This window comes from Ramlibacter sp. (genome assembly GCF_028292805.1).
Lineage (GTDB): Bacteria > Pseudomonadota > Gammaproteobacteria > Burkholderiales > Burkholderiaceae_C > Ramlibacter.
Genome location: NZ_JAQGLS010000055.1, coordinates 1 through 24467, shown reverse-complemented (window position 1 = coordinate 24467; position 24467 = coordinate 1). Strand labels below are relative to the sequence as shown.

Annotated in this window: 19 protein-coding genes and 1 pseudogene; 11 read left to right on the top strand and 9 right to left on the bottom strand. The window is 69.4% G+C overall.

What is annotated here, in order from left to right; all coding sequences use genetic code 11:
* Positions 1 to 38: 38 nt before the first annotated feature.
* On the bottom strand, positions 39 to 776 hold the full coding sequence (locus tag JWP65_RS02755) for a heparan-alpha-glucosaminide N-acetyltransferase (protein WP_299760114.1): 738 nt from the start codon (positions 774 to 776) through the stop codon (positions 39 to 41).
* A 186-nt stretch (positions 777 to 962) separates the two neighbouring features.
* Between JWP65_RS02755 and JWP65_RS02750 the strand changes: the two genes are divergently transcribed.
* Both JWP65_RS02750 and JWP65_RS02745 read left to right on the top strand, forming a co-directional pair.
* Positions 963 to 1763 carry a metal-dependent hydrolase gene (locus tag JWP65_RS02750; protein ID WP_299760163.1) on the top strand — a complete coding sequence of 267 codons (801 nt, stop codon included), beginning with the start codon at positions 963 to 965 and terminating at the stop codon, positions 1761 to 1763.
* A 3-nt stretch (positions 1764 to 1766) separates the two neighbouring features.
* Positions 1767 to 2135: pseudogene (locus JWP65_RS02745) on the top strand (ABC transporter substrate-binding protein); the annotation flags it as partial.
* On the opposite strand, the gene JWP65_RS02740 reads toward JWP65_RS02745, so the two are convergent.
* The 3 genes from JWP65_RS02740 to purL are packed head-to-tail and all read right to left on the bottom strand — an operon-like array spanning position 2122 to position 7543.
* Complete coding sequence (locus JWP65_RS02740) at positions 2122 to 3108, bottom strand: tripartite tricarboxylate transporter substrate binding protein (RefSeq protein WP_299760112.1); 987 nt, start codon at positions 3106 to 3108, stop codon at positions 2122 to 2124. The pseudogene JWP65_RS02745 and the gene JWP65_RS02740 overlap by 14 nt on opposite strands.
* The gene (locus JWP65_RS02735) at positions 3105 to 3518 is read right to left on the bottom strand and encodes a chorismate mutase (RefSeq protein WP_299760111.1); all 414 of its coding nucleotides are present in this window, start codon (positions 3516 to 3518) and stop codon (positions 3105 to 3107) included. The genes JWP65_RS02740 and JWP65_RS02735 overlap by 4 nt, the downstream gene beginning before the upstream one ends.
* Positions 3515 to 7543, bottom strand: a complete 4029-nt coding sequence (gene purL / locus JWP65_RS02730; RefSeq protein ID WP_299760110.1) for a phosphoribosylformylglycinamidine synthase — start codon at positions 7541 to 7543, stop codon at positions 3515 to 3517. Before purL ends, JWP65_RS02735 begins: the two co-directional genes overlap by 4 nt.
* 107 nt (positions 7544 to 7650) lie before the next feature.
* Here purL and map point away from each other — a divergent pair, with 107 nt between their 5' ends.
* Both map and JWP65_RS02720 read left to right on the top strand, forming a co-directional pair.
* Positions 7651 to 8454 (top strand): type I methionyl aminopeptidase, encoded by an 804-nt coding sequence (gene map / locus JWP65_RS02725; RefSeq protein ID WP_299760109.1) that lies wholly within the window; start codon positions 7651 to 7653, stop codon positions 8452 to 8454.
* A gap of 7 nt (positions 8455 to 8461) precedes the next feature.
* Positions 8462 to 11086, top strand: a complete 2625-nt coding sequence (locus JWP65_RS02720) for a [protein-PII] uridylyltransferase (protein WP_299760108.1) — start codon at positions 8462 to 8464, stop codon at positions 11084 to 11086.
* A 23-nt stretch (positions 11087 to 11109) separates the two neighbouring features.
* Here JWP65_RS02720 and JWP65_RS02715 read toward each other — a convergent pair whose 3' ends face one another.
* The gene (locus tag JWP65_RS02715; RefSeq protein WP_299760106.1) at positions 11110 to 11352 is read right to left on the bottom strand and encodes a hypothetical protein; all 243 of its coding nucleotides are present in this window, start codon (positions 11350 to 11352) and stop codon (positions 11110 to 11112) included.
* 225 nt (positions 11353 to 11577) lie between these two features.
* Here JWP65_RS02715 and JWP65_RS02710 point away from each other — a divergent pair, with 225 nt between their 5' ends.
* Entirely contained in the window at positions 11578 to 12567 is a 990-nt protein-coding gene (locus JWP65_RS02710) for a tripartite tricarboxylate transporter substrate binding protein (RefSeq protein WP_299760104.1), read from the top strand.
* 265 nt (positions 12568 to 12832) lie between these two features.
* Positions 12833 to 13165, top strand: coding sequence for a hypothetical protein (locus JWP65_RS02705; protein ID WP_299760102.1), 333 nt, complete (start codon positions 12833 to 12835; stop codon positions 13163 to 13165).
* Here the strand turns inward: JWP65_RS02705 and def are convergent.
* Complete coding sequence (gene def, locus JWP65_RS02700) at positions 13081 to 13620, bottom strand: peptide deformylase (protein WP_299760100.1); 540 nt, start codon at positions 13618 to 13620, stop codon at positions 13081 to 13083. The two genes, JWP65_RS02705 and def, sit on opposite strands and share 85 nt — an antisense overlap.
* A 50-nt stretch (positions 13621 to 13670) precedes the next feature.
* Between def and JWP65_RS02695 the strand changes: the two genes are divergently transcribed.
* The gene (locus JWP65_RS02695) at positions 13671 to 14081 is read left to right on the top strand and encodes a YbaN family protein (protein WP_299760098.1); all 411 of its coding nucleotides are present in this window, start codon (positions 13671 to 13673) and stop codon (positions 14079 to 14081) included.
* A 51-nt stretch (positions 14082 to 14132) separates the two neighbouring features.
* On the opposite strand, the gene ligA is transcribed toward JWP65_RS02695, so the two are convergent.
* The 3 genes from ligA to smc all read right to left on the bottom strand — a co-directional run bounded on the left by ligA (position 14133) and on the right by smc (position 20840).
* A complete protein-coding gene (gene ligA, locus JWP65_RS02690) occupies positions 14133 to 16199 on the bottom strand; it encodes an NAD-dependent DNA ligase LigA (protein ID WP_299760096.1) in 2067 nt (688 codons plus the stop codon).
* 5 nt (positions 16200 to 16204) lie between these two features.
* A complete protein-coding gene (locus tag JWP65_RS02685; protein ID WP_299760094.1) occupies positions 16205 to 17230 on the bottom strand; it encodes a cell division protein ZipA C-terminal FtsZ-binding domain-containing protein in 1026 nt (341 codons plus the stop codon).
* Positions 17231 to 17324: 94 nt separating this feature from the next.
* Positions 17325 to 20840 carry a chromosome segregation protein SMC gene (smc, locus tag JWP65_RS02680; RefSeq protein WP_299760092.1) on the bottom strand — a complete coding sequence of 1172 codons (3516 nt, stop codon included), beginning with the start codon at positions 20838 to 20840 and terminating at the stop codon, positions 17325 to 17327.
* 168 nt (positions 20841 to 21008) lie between these two features.
* Between smc and JWP65_RS02675 the strand changes: the two genes are divergently transcribed.
* From JWP65_RS02675 to dapD, 4 genes are all read left to right on the top strand, one after another.
* Entirely contained in the window at positions 21009 to 21893 is an 885-nt protein-coding gene (locus JWP65_RS02675) for a DUF72 domain-containing protein (protein WP_299760090.1), read from the top strand.
* Between the two features lie 153 nt (positions 21894 to 22046).
* Positions 22047 to 22319: a hypothetical protein gene (locus JWP65_RS02670; RefSeq protein ID WP_299760088.1), complete on the top strand. Its 273-nt coding sequence runs from the start codon at positions 22047 to 22049 to the stop codon at positions 22317 to 22319.
* Positions 22320 to 22367: 48 nt separating this feature from the next.
* A complete protein-coding gene (gene dapC, locus JWP65_RS02665) occupies positions 22368 to 23582 on the top strand; it encodes a succinyldiaminopimelate transaminase (RefSeq protein ID WP_299760086.1) in 1215 nt (404 codons plus the stop codon).
* Entirely contained in the window at positions 23579 to 24403 is an 825-nt protein-coding gene (dapD, locus tag JWP65_RS02660) for a 2,3,4,5-tetrahydropyridine-2,6-dicarboxylate N-succinyltransferase (RefSeq protein WP_299760084.1), read from the top strand. Before dapC ends, dapD begins: the two co-directional genes overlap by 4 nt.
* The last annotated feature ends 64 nt before the right edge of the window (positions 24404 to 24467 follow it).

The window sequence follows — 24467 nt, the reverse complement described above, 5'->3', positions numbered from 1 at the left end:
AGCTTGTAGGCCGATGCCGACAGCGGGATTTATCGGCGCTATCGGGCCAATAGCATTGCGCCGATGAGCAAGGGCTGGTGCAGCATGTACCAGCCCAGGCTCCAGCGGCCGAGCCAGGCCAGCGGTCCGGCCGCCGTCGCGATCGGACCGCCGACCAAGTCGGGACGCCGCAGCAGCAGCCACTGCCCGCACGCCAGCCCCCACCACACCACGCCCAGCCACGGCAGCAGCGGGACGTAGTCTTCGGTCAGGGGGCGGCGCGAAACCAGTCCCAGCCAGTTGTAGCCGCCCTGGTTCAGGAACTCCAGTGCCGGCCAGGCCGCGTGCGCGGCGCGGGCAATGAACGGCGCGGCGATGGCCAGAGCGCCGGCCGGCCACAGCCAGCGGCCGCCGCCGGCCGTCAGGCGCACCACCACCAGCATCACGGCGATCCCGTGCAGCACGCCAAAGAAGATGAAGCTGCGCGGGAACATGAACCACGAGCCGGCCGTCACCAGCAGGGCGCAACCCGCCACCTGGGCCCAGCGGCGCCAGAACCGACGCCAGCTCTGGCCTTGCGCCACCGCCACCGCCTGGCCCAGCCCGGCGCAGAACAGGAACAGGCTGACGATCGCCGTGCGCTGCCAGGTCCAGAACGGGTCGCGCTGGAAGTCTTCGCCGATCCAGCCGAAATGGTCGAGGTCGAAGCAGAAGTGAAAAGCCGTCATCCAGACGATGGCGGCGCCGCGCAAGGCGTCGATGCGGTCGAAGCGGCGGCTGGCGATGGCGGTTGGCACGGCCGCCAGTGTAGGTGCCACGGCGGGCTTGCCCCGTTGACGGCGCCGGCGCGCGCCGTTCCAATCGCGCAGTGCCGGCCCCCGCCCCGGGGCTGGATGCCAACCAGAAGGATCGATGCAATGAAGCTATTTTCGCTGCTACTCACCGCCGCCTTGGCGCTTGCCGGCTGTGCCGGGCCCACCACGATGCAGTCCTCGACCACGCCGCAGGCCTTGCCGCCGGGCCAGCTGGCCGCCGGCAAGACCGAGGTGCTGTGGCTGGGCCAGGCCAGCGTGCGCATCACCACGCCGGGCGGCAAGGTGATCATGATCGACCCCTGGCTGACGTCCAACCCGAAGACGCCCGCCTCCTTCAAGCAGCTGCCGGCGCTGGGCAAGATCGACCTGATCCTGGTCACGCACGGCCACTTCGACCATTTCGCCGATGCCCCGGCGCTGGCGCGGATGCACAGGGCGCCGATGTACGGCCCGGCCGGCATGAGCCAGACGGTGTCCACGCTCGGCATCCTGCCGGCGGAACTGGCGCCGCATTTTGGCAAGGGCGGCACCATCGCGCCGTTCGGCCCCGCCGGTCCCAGGATCACGGCCGTGCGCGCCGAGCACTCCTCCGAGCTGGCCTACAAGAATCCGGCCACCGGCAAGGAAGAAGTGCACGTCGGCGGCGAGCCGGTGAGCTTCATCGTCGAGATGGAAAACGGCTTCAAGATCTGGCACATGGGCGATACCGCCGTGTTCGGCGACATGCGCATGATCGGCGAGATGTACAAGCCGGACGTGGTGCTGATTCCGATCGGCGGCCACTTCGTGATGAACCCGGCCGACGCCGCGATGGCCGTGCGCGACCTGATCAAGCCCAGGTTCGCGATTCCCATCCACTTCGGCACCACGCCGCAGCTGGCCGGCACGCCGGCCCAGTTCGATGCCGCGCTGGGCAACACCGGGCCGCGCATGCTACTGCTGGAACCGGGCCAGAAGTTCGACTTCTGATGGAAGCAGGCGGCGCTGGTGCGGGCGCCGACCTCGCCCGAAGTCGTGAACGTGTTCCTGGCGCAGAACCTGGACGTCGCCGCGGGGTCAGGCAGCAGCTGGAGATGGATGCCCAGCGGGCAGGCGGGGTGCGGCTGCTGCCGGGGCGCTTCATGGTGATCAACCAGGCCATGGGCGTGGCCAAGGGGCCGAACCGCGGCGCAGGCCTGGCTGAGCGGCTTCATCGAGGAGATGAAGGCCGGCGGCTTCGCCGGCAACGCGCTGCAGCGGCACGGGATCGAAGGCGCGGCGGTGGCGCCCGCCGGCCAAAGCCTGAGCCTGTCGTCACCCCCGCCTGCGCCGGGGCGACGAGTTTTTTTTACTCCGCCTTGATCCCCGCCCGCTTGATCACCGGGCCCCACTTGGCGCGCTCGGCGCGCATGTAGGCGGCGAACTGCTCGGGCGTGCCCGGCTCCGGCTCCATGTACTGCGCGCGCAGCCTGGCCAGCACGGCAGGGTCGCGCATCGCGCCGACGAAAGCCTGGTTCAGCTTGGCCAGCACCGGCGCCGAAATGCCGGCCGGCGCCACGATGCCGATCCAGGCGCTGCCGTCCAGCGGGATGCCCGATTCGCGCAGCGTCGGCACGTTGGGCAGCTGCGGCAGCCGCTTGGCCGTGGAAACGGCCAGGATGGTCATCTTGCCGGCCTGCACCTGCGGCATGACGGCCAGCGGCGCCAGGCTGACGATGTGGGTGTCGCCCTGCAGCACGCTCAACACGGCGGCCGGCGACGAGGCGTATGGCACCTGCACCACATAGCTGTTGGTCAGCGCCTTGATCGCCTCCACGCTCAGCTGCGACAGCGTGCCGACGCCCACCGAGGCGTAGTTGTACTTGCCGGGGTTCTTGCGCAGCAGGGCCATCAGCTCCTGGATGCTGTTCACGCCCAGCGCCGGGCTGACCGCCAGCACGTTGCCCTGGTGCACGCCAAAGGTGATCGGCTGCAGTTCGGTGAACGGGTCGTAGCCCAGGTTGGGATAGATGATGGTGTTGTTCACCAGCGGCCCCGTGATCGACACGCCGATGGTGTAGCCGTCCGGATTCGCCTTGGCCATCATGCCGGTGGCGATGTTGCCGCCGGCGCCGGCGCGGTTCTCCATCACGATGGGCTGACCCAGCGTCTTGCTGGCGTGCTCGCTGACCAGGCGGGCGAACACGTCAGGGGTCGAGCCGGGGCCGAACGGCACCAGCATGCGGATCGGCCTGGCCGGATAGTCGGCCTGGGCGCGAGTGGCCGTCCAAGGGCCGGCCAAGGCGGCAGCCGAGGTGGCGGCCAGGGTTTTGAGGAGTGCGCGTCTTTGGGTCACTGGGAGTCTTCCTTGGAAGCGGGGTTGATCTCTTCGGTGTGGCCGAAGTAGCTTTGTTCGCAGCCGATGTACCCGGCGACCAGCGCCCGGTAGGCCGCTTCCACGACGCCGGGCAAGCCGTCGAAGCCGCCGTTGAAGTCCGGTGCATGGCGCCGCGCCAGTTCGCGCACGTGCTCGAACACCTGGGCCTGGCGCGCCGGCGCGCTGACCTGGAAGGCGTCGCGCTTGAATCTGGCGGCGTCCTTGACCAGCATCGCGCGCTCGGCCAGCAGGCGCACGATCTGGTCGTCGATGCGGTCGATGCCGGCGCGCACGCCAGCCAGGTTGGCGGCCAACGGCCGGTAGCCCGGGTCGCGAAAGCGCCGTACCGGGGCGCCCTGGGCATCGGGTTCGCGTTGCTCGGCCATCATGCGACCCACTTGCGCGCGTTGCGCCAGATCTGCATCCAGGGGCTGAAGCCCGACGGATCGGCCGAGGTCCACGACATCTGGATGTTGCGGAACACGCGCTCCGGGTGCGGCATCAGCGCGGTGAAGCGGCCGTCCGCCGTGGTCACCGCCGTCAGGCCGCCGGCGCCGCCGTTCGGGTTGAACGGGTAGCGCTCGGTCGGCTGGCCATGGTTGTCCACGAAGCGCATGGCGCGCAGCACCTGCGCCTCGTCGCCGCGCTGGCTGAAGTCCGGGTAGCCCTCGCCATGCGCCACCGCAATCGGCAGCCGGCTGCCCGCCATGCCAGCCAGGAACAGGCTGGGCGACTCCAGCACTTCCACCATCGCCAGCCGCGCCTCGAAGCGCTCGCTGCGGTTGGTGGTAAAGCGCGGCCAGGCCTGCGCCCCGGGGATGATGTCGGCCAGCTCGGCGAACATCTGGCAGCCGTTGCACACGCCCAGCCCGAACGTGTCGCCGCGGCCGAAGAAGGACTGGAACTGCTGCGACAGCGCCGGGTTGAAGGTGATGCTGCGGGCCCAGCCGATGCCCGCGCCCAGCGTGTCGCCGTAGCTGAAGCCGCCGCAGGCGACCACGCCCTGGAAGGCCGCCAGGTCGTGCCGGCCGGCCTGCAGGTCGGTCATGTGGACGTCGACGGCGTCGAAGCCGGCCTCGGTGAAGGCATAGGCCATCTCCACGTGGGAGTTGACGCCTTGCTCGCGGAGGATGGCGACCTTGGGGCGGGAGGTCAGGAGCGCTGGCCCGCCGCCTCCATCCCCGCCCTCGCGCAGCGGGTGCGGGAGTCCCGCGTTGCTCCCTCCCCTTTCGGGGGAGGCTTGGGTTGGGGGCAGCCCCGGCAGGAAAACATGCAGCCCCGGATCCGTCGGATCCCCCACCGCCGCATGCTCGCTGTCGGCGCACACCGGGTTGTCGCGCTGCTGGCAGATCTTCCAGCTGACGCTGTCCCAGACCTGCTGCAGGTCCGCCAGCTTGCCGCTGAAGACTGACCTGGCGTCGCGCCAGACCTGCACTTCGCCCTTGCCCATCTCGATGGTGGAGGCCGCCGGCCGGGTCTTGCCGACGAAGTGACTGAACTTCGACAGGCCGTGCGCGCGCAGCACCTGCATCACGTCGTTGCGCTCGGCGGTGCGCACCTGTAGCAGCACGCCCAGTTCCTCGCTGAACAAGGCCTTGAGCGTCAGCTCCTCGCGCCGGGCGCTCACCTGCGTGGCCCAGTTCTTGGCGTCGCCGTATTCGGCGCGGCTGTCGCTGATGCCGTCGCCCTCGGTCACCAGCAGGTCCACGTTCAGCGCGATGCCCACGTGGCCGGCGAACGCCATCTCGCAAGCGGCCGCCAGCAGGCCGCCGTCGCTGCGGTCGTGGTAGGCCAGGATGCGGCCTTGCGCGCGCAGCGCATTGACGGCATCGACCAGGTTCACCAGGTCTTGCGCCTCGTCCAGGTCGGGCACCGCGCCGCCGGGCTGGTCCAGCACCTGCGCCAGGATGCTGCCGCCCATGCGGTTGCGCCCGCGCCCCAGGTCGACCAGCACCAGCGTCGTGTCTTCGCTCGCCTCCAGCTGCGGCGTCAGCGTGCCGCGCACGTCCGCCACGCTGGCGAAAGCTGTCACCACCAGGCTGACTGGCGAGGTCACCTTCTTGACCGCGCCGGCGTCGGTCCATTGCGTGCGCATCGACAGGCTGTCCTTGCCCACGGGGATGGAGACGCCCAGTTGCGGGCACAGCTCCATGCCGACGGCGCGCACCGTGTCGTACAGGTCGGCGTCTTCGCCCGGTTCGCCGCAGGCGGCCATCCAGTTGGCCGACAGCTTCACCCGCGGCAGCTCGATGGGCGCCGCCAGCAGGTTGGTGATGGCCTCGGCCACAGCCATGCGGCCCGATGCCGGCGCGTTCACCGAGGCCAGCGGCGTGCGCTCGCCCATGCTCATGGCCTCGCCGGCGAAGCCCTGGTAGTCAGCCAGCGTGACTGCGCAGTCCGCCACCGGCACCTGCCAGGGGCCGACCATCTGGTCACGATGGGTCATGCCCCCGACGGTGCGGTCGCCGATGGTGATGAGGAAGCGCTTGGAAGCCACGGTGGGGTGGCTCAGGACGCGGATCACGGCGTCCTGCAGCTTGACCTCGGTCAGGTCCAGCTCGGGCACCTCGCGCTGCACGCGCTGCACGTCGCGGTGCATCTTGGGCGGCTTGCCCAGCAGCACGTCCATGGGCATGTCCACTGCGTCGTCGTCCGGCGGGCCCTCGACCACCAGCTGCCTTTCCTCGGTCGCCACGCCCACCACCGCGAACGGGCAGCGCTCGCGCTCGCAAAAGCCGCGGAACTGCTCCAGCGACTCGGGGGCGATCGCCATCACGTAGCGTTCCTGGCTTTCGTTGCTCCAGATCTCGCGCGGCGACAGGCCCGACTCTTCCAGCGGCACCTGGCGCAAGTCGAAGCGGGCGCCGCGGCCAGCGTCGTTGGTCAGCTCGGGAAAGGCGTTCGACAGGCCACCGGCGCCGACGTCGTGGATCGCCAGCACCGGGTTGCGCTCGCCCAGCTCCCAGCAGCGGTTGATGACTTCCTGGGCGCGCCGCTCGATCTCCGGGTTGCCGCGCTGCACCGAATCGAAATCGAGTTCGGCCGTGTTGGTGCCGGTCGCCATCGACGACGCCGCGCTGCCGCCCATGCCGATGCGCATGCCCGGGCCGCCCAGCTGCACCAGCAGGCTGCCGGGCGGGAACGGGATCTTGTGGGTCAGGCCGGCGTCGATGAAGCCCAGGCCGCCGGCGATCATGATGGGCTTGTGGTAGCCGCGGGCCACACCGGCCACTTGCTGCTCGTACTCGCGGAAATAGCCCAGCAGGTTGGGCCGGCCGAATTCGTTGTTGAAGGCGGCGCCGCCCAGCGGCCCTTCCGTCATGATCTGCAGCGGGCTGGCGATGTGGTCGGGCTTGCCGAACTGGCCGTCCCACAGCCTGGAGACAGTGAAGCCGGTGAGGCCAGCCTTGGGCCGGGCGCCGCGGCCGGTGGCACCTTCGTCGCGGATCTCGCCGCCGGCGCCGGTGGAGGCGCCCGGGAACGGCGAGATCGCCGTCGGGTGGTTGTGCGTCTCCACCTTCATCAGCACATGGTGGGTGGCTGCGGTCTTGGTGTAGTGGCCGCCTGCGGCCGGCACGAAGCGCTCCACCGCATGGCCTTGCATCACCGCCGCGTTGTCGGCATAGGCGACGATGGTGTGTTCCGGGTGCAGCTGGTGCGTGTTGCGGATCATGCCGAACAGGCTCTTGTCCTGCGCCACGCCGTCGATGGCGAAAGTGGCGTTGAAGATCTTGTGGCGGCAGTGCTCGCTGTTGGCCTGGGCGAACATCATCAGTTCGACGTCGGTCGGATTGCGCCGCAGCCCCTGGAACGCCTGCACCAGGTAGTCGATCTCGTCGTCGGCCAGCGCCAAGCCGAAGCGGCGGTTGGCTTCCTCCAGCGCCGCGCGGCCGCCAGCCAGCACGTCCACGTGCTCCATGGGCGGGGCCTGCAGCTCGGTGAACAGGCGGGCCGCATCGCAGCGATGCGGCACGATGCTTTCGGTCATGCGGTCGTGCAGCAGCGCCGCGGCCGCCCACAGCTGCTCCTGCTCCAGCGTCGCCTTGCCCAGCCAGCCGGACTGCGTCGCGAGCCGGTATTCCACCACCCGTTCGATGCGGCGCAGCGCCAGCCCGCAGTTGTGGGCGATGTCGGTGGCCTTGGAGGCCCAGGGCGAAACCGTGCCCAGCCGCGGCGTGACGACCAGCAGCGTGCCGTCGGCGCCGCCGGCGTACGGCTCGCCGTAGGTCAGCAAGGCCGCGAGCTGCTCGCGCTCCCTGGCGGCGGGCGCGTGGTCGGTGGCCACCAGGTGCACGTAGCGCGCCTGGATGCCGGCGATTTTCGGGTGCGCCGCTTGCAGGCGCGGCAGGAGTTGCTGGATCCGGAAGTCGCTGAGGGCTTGGCCGCCCTCGAACTCGGTGATGTGCAGGGACACTGTTGGAAACCTGGTCTTGGAGGAGTGGCTTGCCGGTCGCTGACTGGGACTCGGCACCCCGGCAATTCTAACTGCGCGGGTTTCCACCCTCTGGGATAATCCACAGCATGGGTATCACGTACAAAGACGAACAAGGCATCCAGGGGATGCGGACCGCGTGCCGGATGGCCGCCGAGGTCCTGGACCACCTCACCGAGCACATCAAGCCGGGCATCACCACCCGGGAGATCGACCGGCTGGCGTCCGAGCACATGAAAAAGCAGGGCTCGATTTCGGCCACGCTGGGCTACCAGCCGTCCGGCTACCCGCCCTACCCGGCGTCGCTTTGCACCTCGGTCAACCACGTGGTCTGCCACGGCATCCCCAACGACAAGCCGCTCAAGAAGGGCGACATCTGCAACGTCGACGTCACCGTCATCAAGGACGGCTGGTACGGCGACACCAGCCGGATGTTCATCATCGGCGACGCCTCCATCGCCGCCAGGCGCCTGGTGAGCGTCACCTATGACGCCATGTGGCATGGCATCGTGCAGGTCAAGCCGGGGGTGCGGCTGGGCGACGTCGGCTGGGCGATCCAGAAGTTCGCCGAAAGTCACAGCTTCTCGGTGGTGCGCGAGTTCTGCGGCCACGGCATCGGCAAGAACTTCCACGAAGAGCCGCAGGTGCTGCACTACGGCAAGCCCGGCACGCTGGAGGAGCTCAAGCCGGGCATGACGTTCACCATCGAGCCCATGATCAATGCCGGCCGGCGCGACGTGAAGGAGTTCGGCAACGACGGCAGGACCATCGTCAACAAGGACCATTCGCTGTCGGCCCAGTGGGAGCACACCGTGCTGGTGACCGACACCGGCTACGAAGTGCTGACGCTGTCGGCGGGAAGCCCGGCGCCGCCAGCGTTCGTGAAGGGGTGAAGGCCGGATGAACCCGGCCGCCGCGCTTCCGGCCGCACCCGCCGCCGAAGTCCAGGCGGTGCGGGGGGCGTTTCGCGTGCGCAAGGCGGCGCTGCTGGGCGCGTTGCGCTCGGAAGCCGGCACCACCCGCGGCATCCGGCCTCTGCTGCAGGCCTTTGCCGCGGTCGCCGACGACGCCCTGATAGCCCTGTGGCAAGGCGCCGGCATGCCGGCCGGGGTGGCGCTGGTGGCAGTGGGCGGGTTCGGCCGCGGCGAGCTGTTTCCCTATTCCGACGTCGACGTGCTGGTGCTGGTTCCCGACGGCATTGCGGTGGGCCACGATCCCGACCTCAAGCGCCGGGTGGAAGCCTTCATCGGCAGCTGCTGGGACTGCGGGCTGGAAATCGGCTCCAGCGTGCGCACGGTGGAGGAATGCGTGGCGCAGGCCGCCGGCGACGTCACGGTGCAGACCAGCCTGCTCGAGGCGCGCCTGCTGACCGGTTCGCGCAAGCTGTTCGCCGGCTTTCAGGAGCGCTTTCGCGCCACCGTCGACGCCCGCGCCTTCTTCGTCGCCAAGACGCTGGAGATGCGCCAGCGGCACAACAAGTTCGAGAACACGCCTTACTCGCTGGAGCCGAACTGCAAGGAGTCGCCGGGCGGGCTGCGCGACCTGCAGGTGATCCTGTGGGTGGCCAACGCCGCCGGCTTCGGCAAGACCTGGGACGAGCTGGCGCGGCGCGGCCTGGCCACGGCCTTCGAGGCGCGCCAGATCAAGCGCAACGAAGCGCTGCTGGGACTGATCCGGGCCCGCTTGCACATGGTGGCGCAGCGGCGCGAAGACCGGCTGGTGTTCGACCTGCAGACCGCAGTGGCCGAGACCTTCGGCTACAGGGCCACCATGCGCCTGGACGGCCGGGTGCTGCAGCGGGCCAGCGAGCGGCTGATGAAGCGCTACTACTGGGCGGCCAAGGCCGTCGCCCAGCTCAACCAGATCCTGCTGCTGAACATCGAGGAGCGGCTGAACCCGGCGGCGCAGGAGCCGCATCCCATCAACGGGCGTTTCTTCGAGAAGGCCGGCAACATCGAGGTGGCGAGCGACGACCTGTACCTGCGGCAGCCGCAAGCCATCCTCGAGACCTTCCTGCTGTACCAGACCACGCCGGGCGTGAAGGGCCTGTCGGCCCGCACGCTGCGCGCGCTCTACAACGCGCGCAAGGTGATGGACGCAAGCTTTCGCAACGACCCGGTCAACCACGCCACCTTCCGCGCCATGCTGATGCAGCCCAAGGGCATCACCCATGCCATGCGGCTGATGAACCAGACCTCGGTCCTGGGGCGCTACCTGTGGGTGTTCCGCCGCATCGTCGGCCAGATGCAGCACGACCTGTTCCACGTCTACACGGTGGACCAGCACATCCTGATGGTGCTGCGCAACGTGCGCCGCTTTTTCCTGGCCGAGCACGCCCACGAGTACCCGTTCTGCAGCCAGCTGGCCGCCGGCTGGGACAAGCCGCACATCTTCTACATCGCGGCGCTGTTCCACGACATCGCCAAGGGCCGAGGCGGCGACCACAGCGAGCTGGGCGCGCGCGAGGTGCGACGCTTTTGCCGCCAGCACCGGATCGACCCGGAGGACTGCGCGCTGGTCGAGTTCCTGGTCAGGGAGCACCTGGCGATGAGCCAGGTGGCACAGAAGCAGGACCTGGGCGACCCGGCCGTCATCGAGGCCTTCGCTGCCCGGGTCGGCAACGAACGCTATCTCACCGCGCTGTACTTGCTGACGGTGGCCGACATCCGCGGCACCAGCCCCAAGGTGTGGAACGCCTGGAAGGCCAAGCTGCTGGAGGACCTGTACCGTTACACGCTGCGCCGCCTGGGCGGCCGCGCGCCTGACCCGGCGGCCGAGATCGAGGCGCGCAAGCGCGAGGCGCTGGTGCAGCTGCAGCTGCTGGCCGAGCCGTTCGAGGGGCACAAGAAGCTGTGGGACACGCTCGACGTCGGCTACTTCATGCGCCACGAGGCCGGCGACATCGCCTGGCACACGCGCCACCTGTCACGCCACGTGGGCAGTGCCAAGGTGATCGTGCGCGCGCGCATGTCCCCGGTGGGCGAAGGCCTGCAGGTGCTGGCGTACACGCCGGACCAGACCGACCTGTTCGCCCGCATCTGCGGCTACTTCGACCAGGCCGGCTTCAGCATCCTGGACGCCAAGATCCACACGGCCAGCAACGGCTGGGCGCTGGACACCTTCCAGGTGGTGACGGCGATGCTGCCGGAGCACTACCGCGAGCTGTGCAGCATGGTGGAGAGCGACCTGTGCGCTACCATCACCGCCGCCGGGCCGTTGCCGGCGCCCAGTCGCGGCCGCGTGTCACGCCGGGTGCGCAGCTTCCCGGTGCCCCCGCGGGTGGAGCTGCGGCCCGACGAGAAGGCGCAGCGCTGGCTGTTGTCGATCTCGGCCAGCGACCGGGTGGGGCTGCTCTATTCGGTGGCGCGGGTGCTGGCGCAGCACAACCTGAACCTGCAGCTGGCCAAGGTCAGCACGCTGGGCGAACGGGTGGAAGACACCTTCCTGATCGACGGGCCGGAACTGCAGCACAGCCGGCAACAGATCGAGATCGAAACCGAGCTGCTGCAGGCAATCAGTTCCTGACAGGCGAGGGAGCCGAACCGCGGTCAGCGTTTCGTCATGCGGCTCTTGCTGTCGCGCATCGGGCCGACCGTGCGGCGCATGAGTTTCAGCAGCACCAGCATGACGGCCGCGCCGGCGACACCGGTCATCAGCGCCATCCCGCTGAAGCCGGGAGCCACGGTGCCGGTTTCGCTCAGCACCGAAGGCAGGAACTCGCCGCCGATGAACGCGCCGAAGATGCCCACGCAGATCTCTTCGATGCGCACGGTCTTGCCGTTGCTGCCCATGATGGTGCCGGCCAGCAGGCCGACGACCGCGCCGACGGCGCACCAGATAAGGGGATTGATGACTGCTCCACGCCATGGAGGCCATGGATGTCCGATGGTGACAGCTTCCGGCTTCGGGCCCTGAGTTTATTTCCTACGCAATTCACTTAAAGCCGCGCCAGTGGGGCTCGGTACCATCGCCACCACGGCCGAGCAAGGCCGTTTCGCATTTCAAGAGGGATCCCCATGTCGAAGACCACCGCCCGCCGCGGATTCGTACTGCTGGCGCTCGCCGCCGCCGCCACCACCGCTTTCGCGCAGAAAACCGCTCCCGCCGTCGCCTGGCCGACCAAGCCGGTCCGCATCATCGTCGGCTTCCCCGGCGGCTCCACGCCCGACCTGGTCGCGCGCACCATCGCCGAGCCGCTGTCGCGCGCGCTCGGCCAGCCGGTGCTGGTGGAAAACCGCGTCGGCGCGGGCGGCAACATCGCCGGCGACATCGTGGCCAAGGCGACCGACGACCACACCATCGGCGTGATGATCAACGGCAACATGACCATCGCCAAGATGCTGAACCCGGCGACCCCGTTCGACCCGCTCAAGGCCTTCCAGCCGCTCAGCCTGATCGGTACCGCCCCGCTGCTTCTGACCGCACCCGCCGACGCGCCGTTCAAGAACGCGCAGGAGTTCTTCCTGGCGGCGCGCAACGGCGGCACCAAGTGGAGCTACGGCTCGCCAGGCATCGGCACGGTCGGCCACATCGGCATGGAACTGCTGGCCACCAAGACCAACATCACCCCGGTGCACATTCCCTATCCGGGCAACCCGCAGGTGATCCAGGCGCTGATGACCAACCAGATCCAGCTGTCGCTGCTGCCCCCGGCGCTGGCCGCCGCGCAGATCCGCGCCGGCAAGCTCAAGGCCGTGGGCGTCACGTCCCTGAACCGCAGCCCGCTGGTGCCCGACTACCCCAGCCTGAACGAGCAGGACGTGCGTGGCTTCCAGCTGGAAATCTGGACGGCCGCCGCCGCCCCGGTGTCGATGCCCAAGCCGATCGCCGCCAGGCTGTCGCAGCTGATCTCCGAGATCACCCGCTCGCCCGACGTGCGCGGCAAGCTGTTCCAGCAAGGCTGGCAGGTGGCCGGCACCTCCGCCGAAGGCCTGGCCAACCGCATCAAGTCCGACACCGCCATGCTCGGTGGCGTGATCATGATGCGCGGCATCACGGCGCAATGACATCACCTGAAAATCGCTCAAAGCGATTTTTTCAGGTGACTTGATCAGCGTGGAGAGGACCGCAAAGCCGCCTCCTCTCCACCAGGGCAACCAGTCCGCGCCATGCGCAGCCCGGTTTTCGATTCGTGAAGTCCAGGCCAGCGCCCTGGTCGGCGTTTCCTCAGGCCATTCACCAGTGCCATCGGTCACCGCGGCGGGCCGCACTGGCGCACTGGTCCTGCCTGCCCGGCAGGCGCACCCTCACCAGGCATCGCAGGAGATGGCCATGGTGATCCTGATCGCGCAACTCGCAACAGCCCTGGGCCTTGCCCTGGGCTGCGCCCTGCTGGACGTCTGGTGGGGTGGCGCCGGCCCGCTCGCCTTCGAGCTCTGGCTCACCTGGTTGCCCGCGCTCGCCGTCGGCGCCGTGTTGCCCACGGGCGCAAATGGCCTGCTGCTGGTCGCCCTGGTGCTGGCTGCCCAGCATCTGTTGCTGGTGCGGCTGCTCGTGCTGGTTTGGGCGAGGCTGCGGCCTCAGTCGTCGTCGCCGGCGTCCAGCCCCGGGAACAGCACCTCGGTGAAGCCGAACTGGCTGAAATCGCGCACCCGCATCGGGTAGAGCTTGCCCAGCAGGTGGTCGCACTCGTGCTGCACCACCCGCGCGTGGAAGCCCTCGGCTTCCCGCTCGATCCGCCGGCCTTGCGGGTCGAACCCCGTGTACAGGATCCGGCGGTAGCGCGGCACCACGCCGCGCAGCCCGGGCACGGACAGGCAGCCTTCCCAGCCGTCTTCCTGTTCCTCACCGATGGGCATGACCACCGGATTGATCAGCACGGTGCGCGGCACCACCGGGGCCTCGGGGTAGCGCGGGTTGGGCGCGTCGGTGCCAAAGACCACCAACTGCAGGTCCACGCCGATTTGCGGCGCGGCCAGCCCGGCGCCGCTGGCGGCCTGCATGGTGTCGTGCATGTCCACCAGCAGCGCGCGCAGCTCGGGGGTATCGAACGCCTCGACCGGTTTCGCCAGGCGTAGGAGGCGCGCGTCCCCCATCTTCAGAATTTCTCGTACAGCCATGCGCACGAGCATACCGCCGCTGCCCGGCCGCAGCTGGTATCTTCTGGCCCATGGATCCAGGCGCGCCAGAACCCCTCCCGCAACTGACGGGCGCTGCCCGCTACGCCATGCTGGCATTGGCCGGACTGTTCCTGCTGCTGGGCGTCGTTGGCCTGTTCCTGCCGGTGATGCCGACGGTTCCATTCCTGCTGGTGGCGGCCTGGGCGGCGGCGCGCTGCTCGCCGGCCCTGCACGACTGGCTGCACAACCATCCGCGCTTCGGCCAGCAGCTGTGCGACTGGCGCGACGGCGGCGTGGTGCCGCGCCGTGCCAAGGTGCTGACCACCGCGATGATGTCCTGCAGCACGGTCTTCATGCTGGTGTTCGTGCCGCAGAAATGGGCGGTGGGCATCACCATCTCCATCATGGCGCTGGTGCTGGTGTGGCTGTGGCGGCGGCCGGAGTGCAAATCGCCCCCGTGAGACAGAACGTCAAGCGGTGGTCGTGCTCCGGTGCGCAGCAAGCTGCACACCTCACGAAGGGGCCAGCAGCGCCCGCAAGCCTTCTTCGTCCAGCACCGTCAGCCCCAGCGCCAGCGCCTTGTCCAGCTTGCTGCCCGCCTCGGCCCCTGCCACCACGTAGTCGGTCTTCTTGCTGACCGAGCCGGCCACCTTGGCGCCGGCCGCCTCCAGCATGTCCTTGGCCTCGTCGCGCGACAGCGTTGTCAATGTGCCGGTCAGCACCACCGTCTTGCCGGCCAGCGGTTTGGGCGTTTGCACCGCCGGCTCGCCTTCCGGCCAGTGCACGCCGCAGGCGCGCAATTGCTCGATCACCTCGCGGTTGTGCGGCTGCTGGAAAAACGCGTGCACGCTTTCGGCCACGATGGGGCCGATGTCGGGCACCGCCAGCAACTGCTCGACGCTCGCTTCCATGATGCCGTCGAGCTTGCCGAAGTGGCGCGCCAGCTCGCGTGCCGTCGATTCGCCCACATGCCGGATGCCCAGCCCGAACAGGAAGCGCGGCAGGCTGGCGGTCTTCGACTGCTCCAGCCCGGCCAGCAGGTTCTGCGCCGATTTCTCGCCCATCCGCTCCAGGTCGACCAGGTTGCCCAGCCCCAGCTTGTACAAGTCGGGCAAGGTGCGGATCACGCCGGCTTCGACCATCTGGTCGACCAGTTTTTCGCCCAGACCCTCGATGTCCATGGCGCGGCGCTGGGCGAAGTGCAGGATGGCCTGCTTGCGCTGGGCGCCGCAGAACAGCCCGCCGGTGCAGCGGTAGTCGGCCTCGCCTTCCCCGCGCAAGGCTTCCGAGCCGCAGACCGGGCAGCTGCGCGGCATGGTGAATTGCAGCGCCCCGGGCAGGCGCCTGTCCGGCACCACGGCTACCACTTCGGGAATCACGTCGCCGGCGCGCCGCACGATCACCGAGTCGCCCACCCGCACGTCCTTTCGGCGCGCTTCGTCCTCGTTGTGCAAGGTGGCGTTGGTGACGGTGACGCCACCCACGAACACCGGCGCCAGCCGCGCCACCGGCGTCAGCTTGCCGGTGCGGCCGACGTAGATGTCGATGGATTCCACCGTCGTCACCTGCTCCTGGGCGGGGAACTTGTGGGCCACGGCCCAGCGCGGCTCCCGGGTGACGAAGCCCAGCTTCCTTTGCAGCGCCAGGCTGTCGACCTTGTAGACCACGCCGTCGATGTCGAACGGCAGGCTGTCGCGTTCGCGGCCCACGCCCTGGTGGTAGGCGATCAGGTCGTCGGCGCCGTGCGCCACCGTGATGCGATCCGACACCGGCAAGCCCCAGGCCTTCATGGCCCGCAGCACTTCGTGGTGGCGCTCGAAGGCCGGGCCGCCCTGCTCCGGCGCCGTGATTTCGCCCCAGCCATAGGCGAAGAAGCTCAAAGGCCGCTGGCGCGCGATGGCCGGATCGAGCTGGCGCACCGCGCCGGCGGCGGCATTGCGCGGGTTGACGAAAGTCTTTTCGTTCTTCGCGCCCTGTGCGATCTTGGCCCGCTGCAATTCGTTCAGGCGCTCGAAGTCGGCGCGCGACATGAAGACTTCGCCCCGCACCTCCAGCACGGCGGGCCAGCCGCTGCCCTTCAGGCGCAGTGGAATCTGGCCGATGGTGCGGATGTTCTGCGTCACGTCCTCGCCCACCGCGCCGTCGCCCCGCGTTGCGGCCTGCACCAGCTTGCCGCCTTCGTAGCGAAGGTTGAGCGCCAGCCCGTCGAACTTCAGTTCCGCGATGTAGGCGACCGGCGGATCGTCGTCCTTCAGGCCCAGCTCGCGCCGCACGCGGGCATCGAAATTGCGCGCGCCGGTCGGCTCGATGTCGGTCTCGGTGCGGATCGACAGCATGGGCACGGCGTGCCGCACCTTGGCGAAGCCTTCCAGCGTGGCGCCGCCGACCCGCCGGGTCGGCGAGTCGGGCGTTGCCAGTTCCGGGTGCTGCGATTCCAGCTCCTGCAGTTCGCGCAACAGCTTGTCGTATTCGGCGTCCGGCACTTCCGGCGCATCGAGCACGTAGTACTGGTGGTCGTGGTGGTGCAGCAGCTCGCGCAATGCGTCCGCCCGCTCCTGGATGCGTGCCGCAACCGCCATGAGACTCAGGAGAACAGGCGCCGCGCCTGCGGCGAGCCGGCCGACAGGTCGCGCGCATCCAGCGTGTCGTACAGGCTTTCCAGGTCGGCGCCGATCGCGTCCAGCGCCTCCGGCGGGATCACCCGGCCGTCGTCGTCGGTGATCACGCCGTCCATGGCGGCGGCCAGCGCAATGGCGGCGTCGCGCATCCGCACGAACGGCTGCTCGGCGCGCGGCACCTGCGGCACGTCCAGGCTCAACGTCAGGTCGCGGATCGCGGTCTGGGTCGGGTCGTCGGCCATCGCCGCCTGGGTCGAGAACGCCAGGCCCAGGATCGCCGGGCCGCCGGCCGCGCCGGCCGGCAGCACCATGCGGCCGGGGATGGCGCCGACCACGAAGCCGCAGCGGCTGGCGTGCTGGTGCACGTAGCCTGGGCTCCAGGCGGCGTTGCGGGCGCGCAAGGTGAAGCCCAGCTGGGCGTCGTGCGTGCTGGCGAACTGGTCCAGTTCGCGGGCTCGCGCCACCTCGTCGCGCATCTCGGGAAAGTCCGCCGCGCCGTTGATCGCATCGGCGAAGGCCTGCGCCTTCATCACGAACTCGGAGTACTCGATTTCGTTGAGCGCGCCGTTGCGGTTGGCCAGTTGCACGCCAGCCTGGAAGCCGGCGTAACGCTGGCCCCCGCGCGGGGTTTCCCACTCGCCGCTGGCGTCGTTGCGGCCCTCGATGGCAAACGGCTTGCTGCCGGCGCGCCGGGTCGGCGGCATGGCGGCCAGCGCCGCCTCGCCGGAGACCGGGCCGTCCACCGCGATGCTGGCCAGCACGTCGATCAGGCCGTCCAGGCCCGGTTTTTTCTCCGGCAGCGGCAGCGGCGTCAGCGGCGCGTCGTCGAACACCGGCTCGCTGCGCTCGGGCGCGCCGGCCTGCTCGGGCGCCACGGCTGCGGCCTCGGGCTGGCGCGGCGTGTTGCGTCGGGTGGTCCAGGCGTTCCAGCCGACCAGGATGGCGAGCAACAGCCCGCCCAGGACGGCCAGGCCGATCGTGAACCCGCTCATTCGGAAACCTCCCCCCGGTTTGTCCGCTGCGCGTCCTGCGCCTCCGCCCTCCGCAAGCGGAGGGGGCGAGCGCCTTCGGGCCGCCGTGCGGCGCTCATGCCAGCTCGGCCATCGACTTGGCGGCCTCCATGTCGACCGCGACGATGCGCGAGACGCCCTGCTCCTGCATGGTCACCCCGATCAGTTGTTTGGCCATTTCCATCGCAATCTTGTTGTGGCTGATGAACAGGAACTGGGTTTCCTTGCTCATGCTGCTGACCAGCTTGGCATAGCGCTCGGTGTTGGCGTCGTCCAGCGGCGCATCCACTTCGTCCAGCAGGCAGAACGGCGCCGGGTTCAGCTGGAAGATGGCGAACACCAGGGCGATCGCCGTCAACGCCTTCTCGCCGCCCGACAGCAGGTGGATGGTCTGGTTCTTCTTGCCGGGCGGCTGCGCCAGCACCTGCACGCCGGCGTCCAGGATCTCCTCGCCGGTCATCACCAGCCGCGCGTTGCCGCCGCCGAACAGCTCGGGGAACATCCGCCCGAAGTGCTCGTTGACGGTCTGGAAGGTGCTGCCCAGCAGCTCGCGGGTTTCGCCGTCGATCTTCTTGATGGCGTCTTCCAGCGTGCTCATGGCTTCGTTCAGGTCGGCCGATTGCGCGTCCAGGAACTGCTTGCGCTCGCGCGCCGTGCTCAGCTCCTCCAGCGCGGCCAGGTTGACGGCGCCCAGCGCCGCCACTTCGCGGTGGATGCGGTCGATGTCGCCCTGCATGCCGCCCAGCCGCACGTTGCCTTCGGCAATCGACCTGGCGACCGCCTCCAGGTCGGCCTGGTTGTCGGCCAGCAGCTGGGTGTATTGCTCCAGCCCCAGCCGCGCCGCCTGTTCCTTGAGCTGGAACTCGGTGATGCGCTGGCGCAGCGGGTCGAGCTCGCGCTCCAGCTGCAGCCGGCGCTCGTCGCTGGCGCGCAGCTTGGCCGTCAGGTCGTCGTATTCGCTGCGCTGGGCGCCCAGCGACTGCTCGCGCGCGGACTTGAGCTCCAGCGCGGTCTGCAGCCCGGCCTGCGCGGCGGCGTCGGTCAGCCGCGTCAGTTCGACCTGGGCCCGTTCTTCCTCGGCCGCGAGCGAGCCCGTCTGCTGGGTGGCGGTCTCGATCGCCCGCTGCAGTTCGCCGCGCCGCGCCTGCAGGGCGCGCTGGGCAAACTGGGCTTCTTGCGCCTGCCGCTCCAGGCTGCGGTGCTGCTCGCGCGCCTGAGCCAGCTTGCGCTCGACCTCGATCACGCGTTCATCGAGCTGGGCATGGCGCTCCTGGCTGTCGGCCAGCTGCATGTCCAGTTCCTCGAAGCGGCCCTCGGCGGCGACGCGGCGCTCCTGCAACTCCTCCAGCAAGGCGTCCACTTCGGCCAAGTCGCCGCTGATCTGCTCGCTGCGGGCGCGGGTCTGTTCGGCCAGCTGCGTCAGGCGCAGCGTCTCGACCTGCAGCTCATGGGCGCGCCCCTGGTGCTCGGCGGCCTCGCGCCGGGCCGTGGTCAGGCGCTGCGCGGCGTCGCTGTACGCTGCTTCGGCCCGCACCAGGGCGGACCGCGCTTCTTCGGCGATCAGCGACTGCGCGCGCAGCTGCTTGTCCAGGTTCTCGATCTCCTGCTGGCGCGCCAGCAAGCCGGCCTGCTCGGAATCTTGCGCATAGAAGCTGACGCTGTGCGCCGTCACCGCATGGCCGGCCTGGACGAAGATCGCCTCGCCCGGCTGCAGCCGGTCGCGCGCGGCCAGTGCCTCTTCCAGCGTGCCAGCGGTGAAGCAGCCGTGCAGCCAGTCCGACAGCAAGGCCTTCTGGCCGGCATCGTTCAGGCGCAGCAGGTCGGCCAGGCGCGGCAGCGCGCCGGCCGCTGCCGGCACGGCGGCCGCCGGCGGATGGTAGAAGGCCAGCTTGGCCGGCGGCGGGTCGCCGGCGAAGGCGCGGACCATTTCGATGCGCGAGACTTCCAGCGCGCCCATGCGTTCGCGCAGCGCCGCTTCCAGCGCGCTTTCCCAGCCTTGCTCGATGTGGATGCGGCTCCACAAGCCTTGCAGGCCGTCCAGGCCATGCTTGGCCAGCCAGGGCTGCAGCTTGCCGTCGGTGCGGACCTTGTCCTGCAGCGCCTTCAAGGCCTCCAGCCGGGCCGACAGCTCGGACTGTCGGGCGCTCTGGGCATTGACGTCCTGCTGCCGGGTGCGACGGTCTTCGTCCAGCTGCGGCACCTGTTCCTGCAATTCGTGCAGGCGGGCGTCGGAAGTTTCGGCGCTTTCCTGCGCGGCGGCCAGCTGGGCCTGCAGCTTGACCAGCCGGGCTTCGTCCGGCGCGGCCAGCGCGTTGCGGTCGACCACCAGCCGCTCGCGCCGCTGGTTCAGCTGGCGCGATTGTTCCTCGATGTTGCGCTGGTCGGCGGCCAGCACCTGGATCTGCTGCTGCACCTGGCCGACGGCGCTGCGCTGTTCGGAGGCGCGGGCCTGGGCCTGGCGCTGCGCCTCTTCCAGGTCGGGCAGCTGCGTGTCCTGCTCTTCCAGCTGGGCGGCCAGCAAGGTGGCGCGCTCCTCGGCGTCGACGCTCATCGCGGCCAGGTTCTCGGTCTCGGCCAGGGCTTCGTCCTTGCGATCGGCCCATTGCGCGGCCTGCTCCTTGAGCTGCAGCAAGCGCTGCTCGACCCGTTGCCGGCCTTCGACCACGAAGCGGATCTCCGCTTCCAGCCGCCCCACTTCGGCGCTGGCTTCGTACAGCTGGCCCTGGGCCTGGTTGACCTGGTCGCCGGCCGCATAGTGGGCCTGGCGCACCGTCTCGAGTTCGCTCTCGATGCGGCGCAGGTCGGCCATCCGCGCTTCCAGGTCGTTGACGGCCTTGTCGGCATCGGCCTTGACGCGGCCCTGGTCGACCTCGGCTTCCGAGCGCTTCAAGAACCACAGCTGCTGCTGCTTGAGCGTGACGTCGGCCTGCAGCTTGTTGTAGCGGGCGGCGACTTCGGCCTGCTTTTCAAGCTTTTCCAGGTTGGCGTTGAGCTCGCGCAGGATGTCTTCCACCCGCGTGAGGTTCTCGCGCGTGTCGTGCAGCCGGTTCTCGGTCTCGCGTCGGCGCTCCTTGTACTTGGAGACACCGGCGGCCTCTTCCAGGAACAGGCGCAGCTCCTCGGGCTTGGACTCGATGATCCGGCTGATGGTGCCCTGGCCGATGATGGCGTAGGCGCGCGGGCCCAGGCCCGTGCCCAGGAACACGTCCTGGACGTCGCGCCGGCGCACCGGCTGGTTGTTGATGTAGTAGCTGGAGGTGCCGTCGCGCGTCAGCACGCGCTTGACCGCGATCTCGGCGAACTGGGCCCACTGGCCGCCGGCGCGCTGGTCGGGGTTGTCGAACACCAGTTCGACCGACGCGCGCGAGGACGGCTTGCGGGTGGTGGTGCCGTTGAAGATCACGTCCTGCATCGACTCGCCGCGCAGCTCGCTGGCGCGGGACTCGCCCAGCACCCAGCGCACGGCGTCCATGATGTTGGATTTGCCGCAGCCGTTCGGGCCGACCACCCCCACCAGCTGGCCGGGCAGCAGGAAGTTGGTCGGATCGGCAAAGGACTTGAAGCCGGAAAGCTTGATGGAAGTGAGACGCACGACCCCTCGCCTTTGATGCTGACGCGAATGAGAACGCCGGCTGGCAGCCGGCGTCCGATGCGGGAAATCATAACCGCTGGCCCGGCAGGGCCGGTGCCCGCCTGTTACAGCAATCCCCCGTGGCGCCCGGGTTCTGGCACAAACGGTGAAAACACCCTCCCGCACCCCATGCCAGGCAGGATCCTGATCGGCGTTTCCGGCTGGCGCTACCCGCCCTGGCGCGGCCATTTCTATCCCGAGGGCCTGGTGCAGGCGCGCGAGCTGGAACACGCGGCGCGCGCCTTCCCGTCGCTGGAGCTGAACGGATCCTTCTATTCGCTGCAGCGGCCCTCCAGCTACGCCATGTGGGCGGAGCAGACGCCGCCGGGCTTCGTGTTCGCCGTCAAGGGTAGCCGCTACATCACCCACATGCTGCGGCTGCGCAACGTGCGGGTGGCGCTGGCCAACTTCTTCGCCTCCGGCCTGTTCGCGCTGGGCGACAAGCTCGGGCCGATCCTGTGGCAGTTCCCGCCCAACCTGCAATACGACCCGGCGCTGTTCGAGGCGTTCTTCCGGCTGCTGCCCCGGACCACCCTGGCGGCGGCCGAACTGGCGCTGGAGCGCGACGGCCGGCTGGAGGGACGCGACTGCCTGCAGGTGGACCGCAGCCGGCGCCTGCGGCACGCGATCGAGGTGCGGCACGCAAGCTTCGTCACCCCCGACTTCATCCGCCAGCTGCGCCGCCACCGCATCGCCTGGGTCGTCGCCGACACGCCCCGACCCTGGCCGCTGTACGAAGACGTGACGTCCGACTTCGTCTACATGCGGCTGCACGGCGCCACCGAGCTGTACAACAGCCGCTACACCACCGAAGAACTGGAACGCTGGGCGCGCCTGATGGCCGCCTGGGCCGCGGGTGGCCAGCCGGCGCACGCGCGGCTGATCGCGCCGGGCGAGCCGCCGTCGCAGCGCACCCGGCGCGACGTGTTTTGCTACTTCGACAACACCGACAAACGCCATGCGCCGGACAACGCGCGGGAGCTGATGGCGATGCTGGAGGGCCCCGCTGCCTAGAATCGGCTGCCACGCCCTCCCGCCGCCGCCTCCTTGCCGCCGTTCCGCTCGCCCTGCCGGGGGGCTGCGCGGCGCGCTTCTACGACGACCGCGCGGACAGCACGCCGCGGCTTCTGCGTCGGGCCTCAGGCGCTGCCAGCCGGCGACATCGCGTTGCGCCATCCCCAGCCGCGGCAGGCGCACGTCGAGCGGAGGCACGCCTTCGTGGGCGCGCCGGTCGGCACTCGCTACAACTTCATGGGCTTGATGCTGCAGGCGCCGTTCTTGACCGAGCGGCGCTTGTGCGAGCTGGCCCTGACGCCCGCACTGGTGCGCGAGTTCTGGCTGCACGCGTGGGCGCCGTGCAGCTCGGGCTCGGTCGCAGTGACCGCTTTTTTTGCTCTCCGTTCGTGCTGGCGGCGTACCGGCGAGCCGGGCTGCCGCTGACGAACGCCGATCCCCGGGCGTCCTTGCGGCGGCGGGGATAATCCCCGCATGAATCCCCTGTTATCCCGCCTGCAGCCCTACCCATTCGCGCGGCTGCGGGAGCTGTTTGCCGGCGTTACGCCGAACCCGGCCTACCGCCACATCAGCCTGGGCATCGGCGAGCCCAAGCACCCGACCCCCGCTTTCATCAAGCAGGCGCTGGCCGCCGCGCTGGAAACGCCAGGCCACGACCTGGCGGGGTATCCACCGACGGCCGGCACGCGCGAGCTGCGCACCGCCTGCACCGGCTGGGTCCAGCGGCGCTACGGCATTGCGCTGGATCCGCAAACGCAGGTGCTGCCCGTCAACGGCTCGCGCGAGGCGCTGTTCGCGTTCGCCCAGGCCGTGATCGACCCGACGCGGCCGGCGGTGGTGGTCTGCCCCAACCCGTTCTACCAAATCTACGAAGGGGCGGCGCTGCTGTCGGGCGCGCAGCCGTACTACGTCCCCAGCGACCCGGCGCGCAACTTCGCCATCGATTGGGACAGCGTGCCCGAGGCGACCTGGGCGAAGACGCAGCTGCTGTTCGTCTGCTCGCCCGGCAACCCGACCGGCGCGGTGATGCCGCTGGACGAGTGGCGCAAGTTGTTCGCGCTGCAGGACAAACACGGCTTCGTGATCGCCTCGGACGAGTGCTACAGCGAAATCTACTTCCGCGCCGAGCCGCCGCTGGGCGGGCTGGAGGCGGCGGCGCAACTCGGTCGCACAGACTTCAAGCAGCTGGTGGCCTTCACCAGCCTGTCCAAGCGCAGCAACGTGCCCGGCATGCGCAGCGGTTTCGTGGCTGGCGACGCTGGCCTGCTGCAGCAGTTCCTGCTGTACCGCACCTATCACGGCAGCGCGATGAGCCCGATCGTGCAGGCTGCCAGCGCCGCGGCCTGGAGCGACGAGGCGCACGTGGTGGACAACCGCGAACAGTACCGCCGCAAGTTCGCCCAGGTCACGCCGCTGCTCGAGCCGGTGCTGGACGTGCGGCTGCCCGACGCCGGCTTCTACCTGTGGGCGGGGGTGCGCGGAAGCGACACGGCGTTCGCCCGCGCCCTGCTGGCTCAATACAATGTGGTCGTGCTGCCGGGCAGCTTCCTGGGGCGCGAGGCCCACGGGGCCAACCCCGGCGCCGGCCGCGTGCGCATGGCGCTGGTGGCCGACACCGCCGAATGCCTGGAAGCCGCGCAGCGGATCGTGCAGTTCGTTCAAGATACCCGAGACCAGAGTCCCCAATGACCCAGCAACTCCAGCAGACCATCGATACCGCGTGGGACGACCGCGCCAACCTGTCGCCCGGCAAGGCGCCCAAGGAAGTGGTCGAGGCCGTCGATCACGTCATCTCCGAGCTGAACGTGGGCAAGCTGCGCGTGGCCACCCGCGAAAGCGTGGGCAAGTGGACGGTGCACCAGTGGCTCAAGAAAGCCGTGCTGCTGTCGTTCCGGCTGAACGACAACGTGCTGATGAAGGCCGGCGACCTGGCCTTCTTCGACAAGGTGCCGACCAAGTTCGCCCACCTGTCGGCCGAGGAAATGGCCGCCACCGGCGTGCGCGTCGTGCCGCCCGCGGTCGCTCGCCGGGGCAGCTTCATCGCCAAAGGCGCGATCCTGATGCCCAGCTACGTGAACATCGGCGCCTACGTCGACGAAGGCACCATGGTGGACACCTGGGCCACGGTCGGTTCCTGCGCGCAGGTCGGCAAGAACGTCCACCTGTCCGGCGGCGTCGGCCTGGGTGGCGTGCTGGAGCCGCTGCAGGCCAACCCGACCATCATCGAGGACAACTGCTTCATCGGCGCCCGGTCCGAAGTCGTGGAGGGCGTGATCGTCGAGGAGAACTCGGTCATTTCGATGGGCGTGTACCTGGGTCAGAGCACCCCGATCTACGACCGCACGACCGGCGAAACGACCTACGGCCGGATCCCGGCCGGCTCGGTGGTGATCTCCGGCAGCCTGCCCAAGGACGGCGGCAAGTACAGCCTGTACGCCGCCATCATCGTCAAGCGCGTCGATGCCCAGACCCGGGCCAAGACCTCGCTCAACGACCTGCTTCGCCCCTGACCGGGGCCATCCCATGCCGAAGGTGGATTCATGAGCACGATGGAGCGGATCCTTCGCCTGATGG

Excerpts from the sequence above, each read along its gene's own strand:
- ligA (WP_299760096.1), bottom strand. The coding sequence starts at position 16,199 with ATGGCGGTTGCGGCACGCATCCAGGAGCGGGCGGACGCATTGCGCGAG.
- def (WP_299760100.1), bottom strand. The coding sequence starts at position 13,620 with ATGGCTGTACGAGAAATTCTGAAGATGGGGGACGCGCGCCTCCTACGC.
- JWP65_RS02750 (WP_299760163.1), top strand. The coding sequence starts at position 963 with ATGCAGTCCTCGACCACGCCGCAGGCCTTGCCGCCGGGCCAGCTGGCC.
- JWP65_RS02735 (WP_299760111.1), bottom strand. The coding sequence starts at position 3,518 with ATGATGGCCGAGCAACGCGAACCCGATGCCCAGGGCGCCCCGGTACGG.
- dapC (WP_299760086.1), top strand. The coding sequence starts at position 22,368 with ATGAATCCCCTGTTATCCCGCCTGCAGCCCTACCCATTCGCGCGGCTG.
- JWP65_RS02715 (WP_299760106.1), bottom strand. The coding sequence starts at position 11,352 with ATGGGCAGCAACGGCAAGACCGTGCGCATCGAAGAGATCTGCGTGGGC.
- map (WP_299760109.1), top strand. The coding sequence starts at position 7,651 with ATGGGTATCACGTACAAAGACGAACAAGGCATCCAGGGGATGCGGACC.
- dapD (WP_299760084.1), top strand. The coding sequence starts at position 23,579 with ATGACCCAGCAACTCCAGCAGACCATCGATACCGCGTGGGACGACCGC.
- JWP65_RS02685 (WP_299760094.1), bottom strand. The coding sequence starts at position 17,230 with ATGAGCGGGTTCACGATCGGCCTGGCCGTCCTGGGCGGGCTGTTGCTC.
- JWP65_RS02695 (WP_299760098.1), top strand. The coding sequence starts at position 13,671 with ATGGATCCAGGCGCGCCAGAACCCCTCCCGCAACTGACGGGCGCTGCC.
- JWP65_RS02710 (WP_299760104.1), top strand. The coding sequence starts at position 11,578 with ATGTCGAAGACCACCGCCCGCCGCGGATTCGTACTGCTGGCGCTCGCC.
- JWP65_RS02720 (WP_299760108.1), top strand. The coding sequence starts at position 8,462 with ATGAACCCGGCCGCCGCGCTTCCGGCCGCACCCGCCGCCGAAGTCCAG.
- JWP65_RS02705 (WP_299760102.1), top strand. The coding sequence starts at position 12,833 with ATGGTGATCCTGATCGCGCAACTCGCAACAGCCCTGGGCCTTGCCCTG.
- JWP65_RS02675 (WP_299760090.1), top strand. The coding sequence starts at position 21,009 with ATGCCAGGCAGGATCCTGATCGGCGTTTCCGGCTGGCGCTACCCGCCC.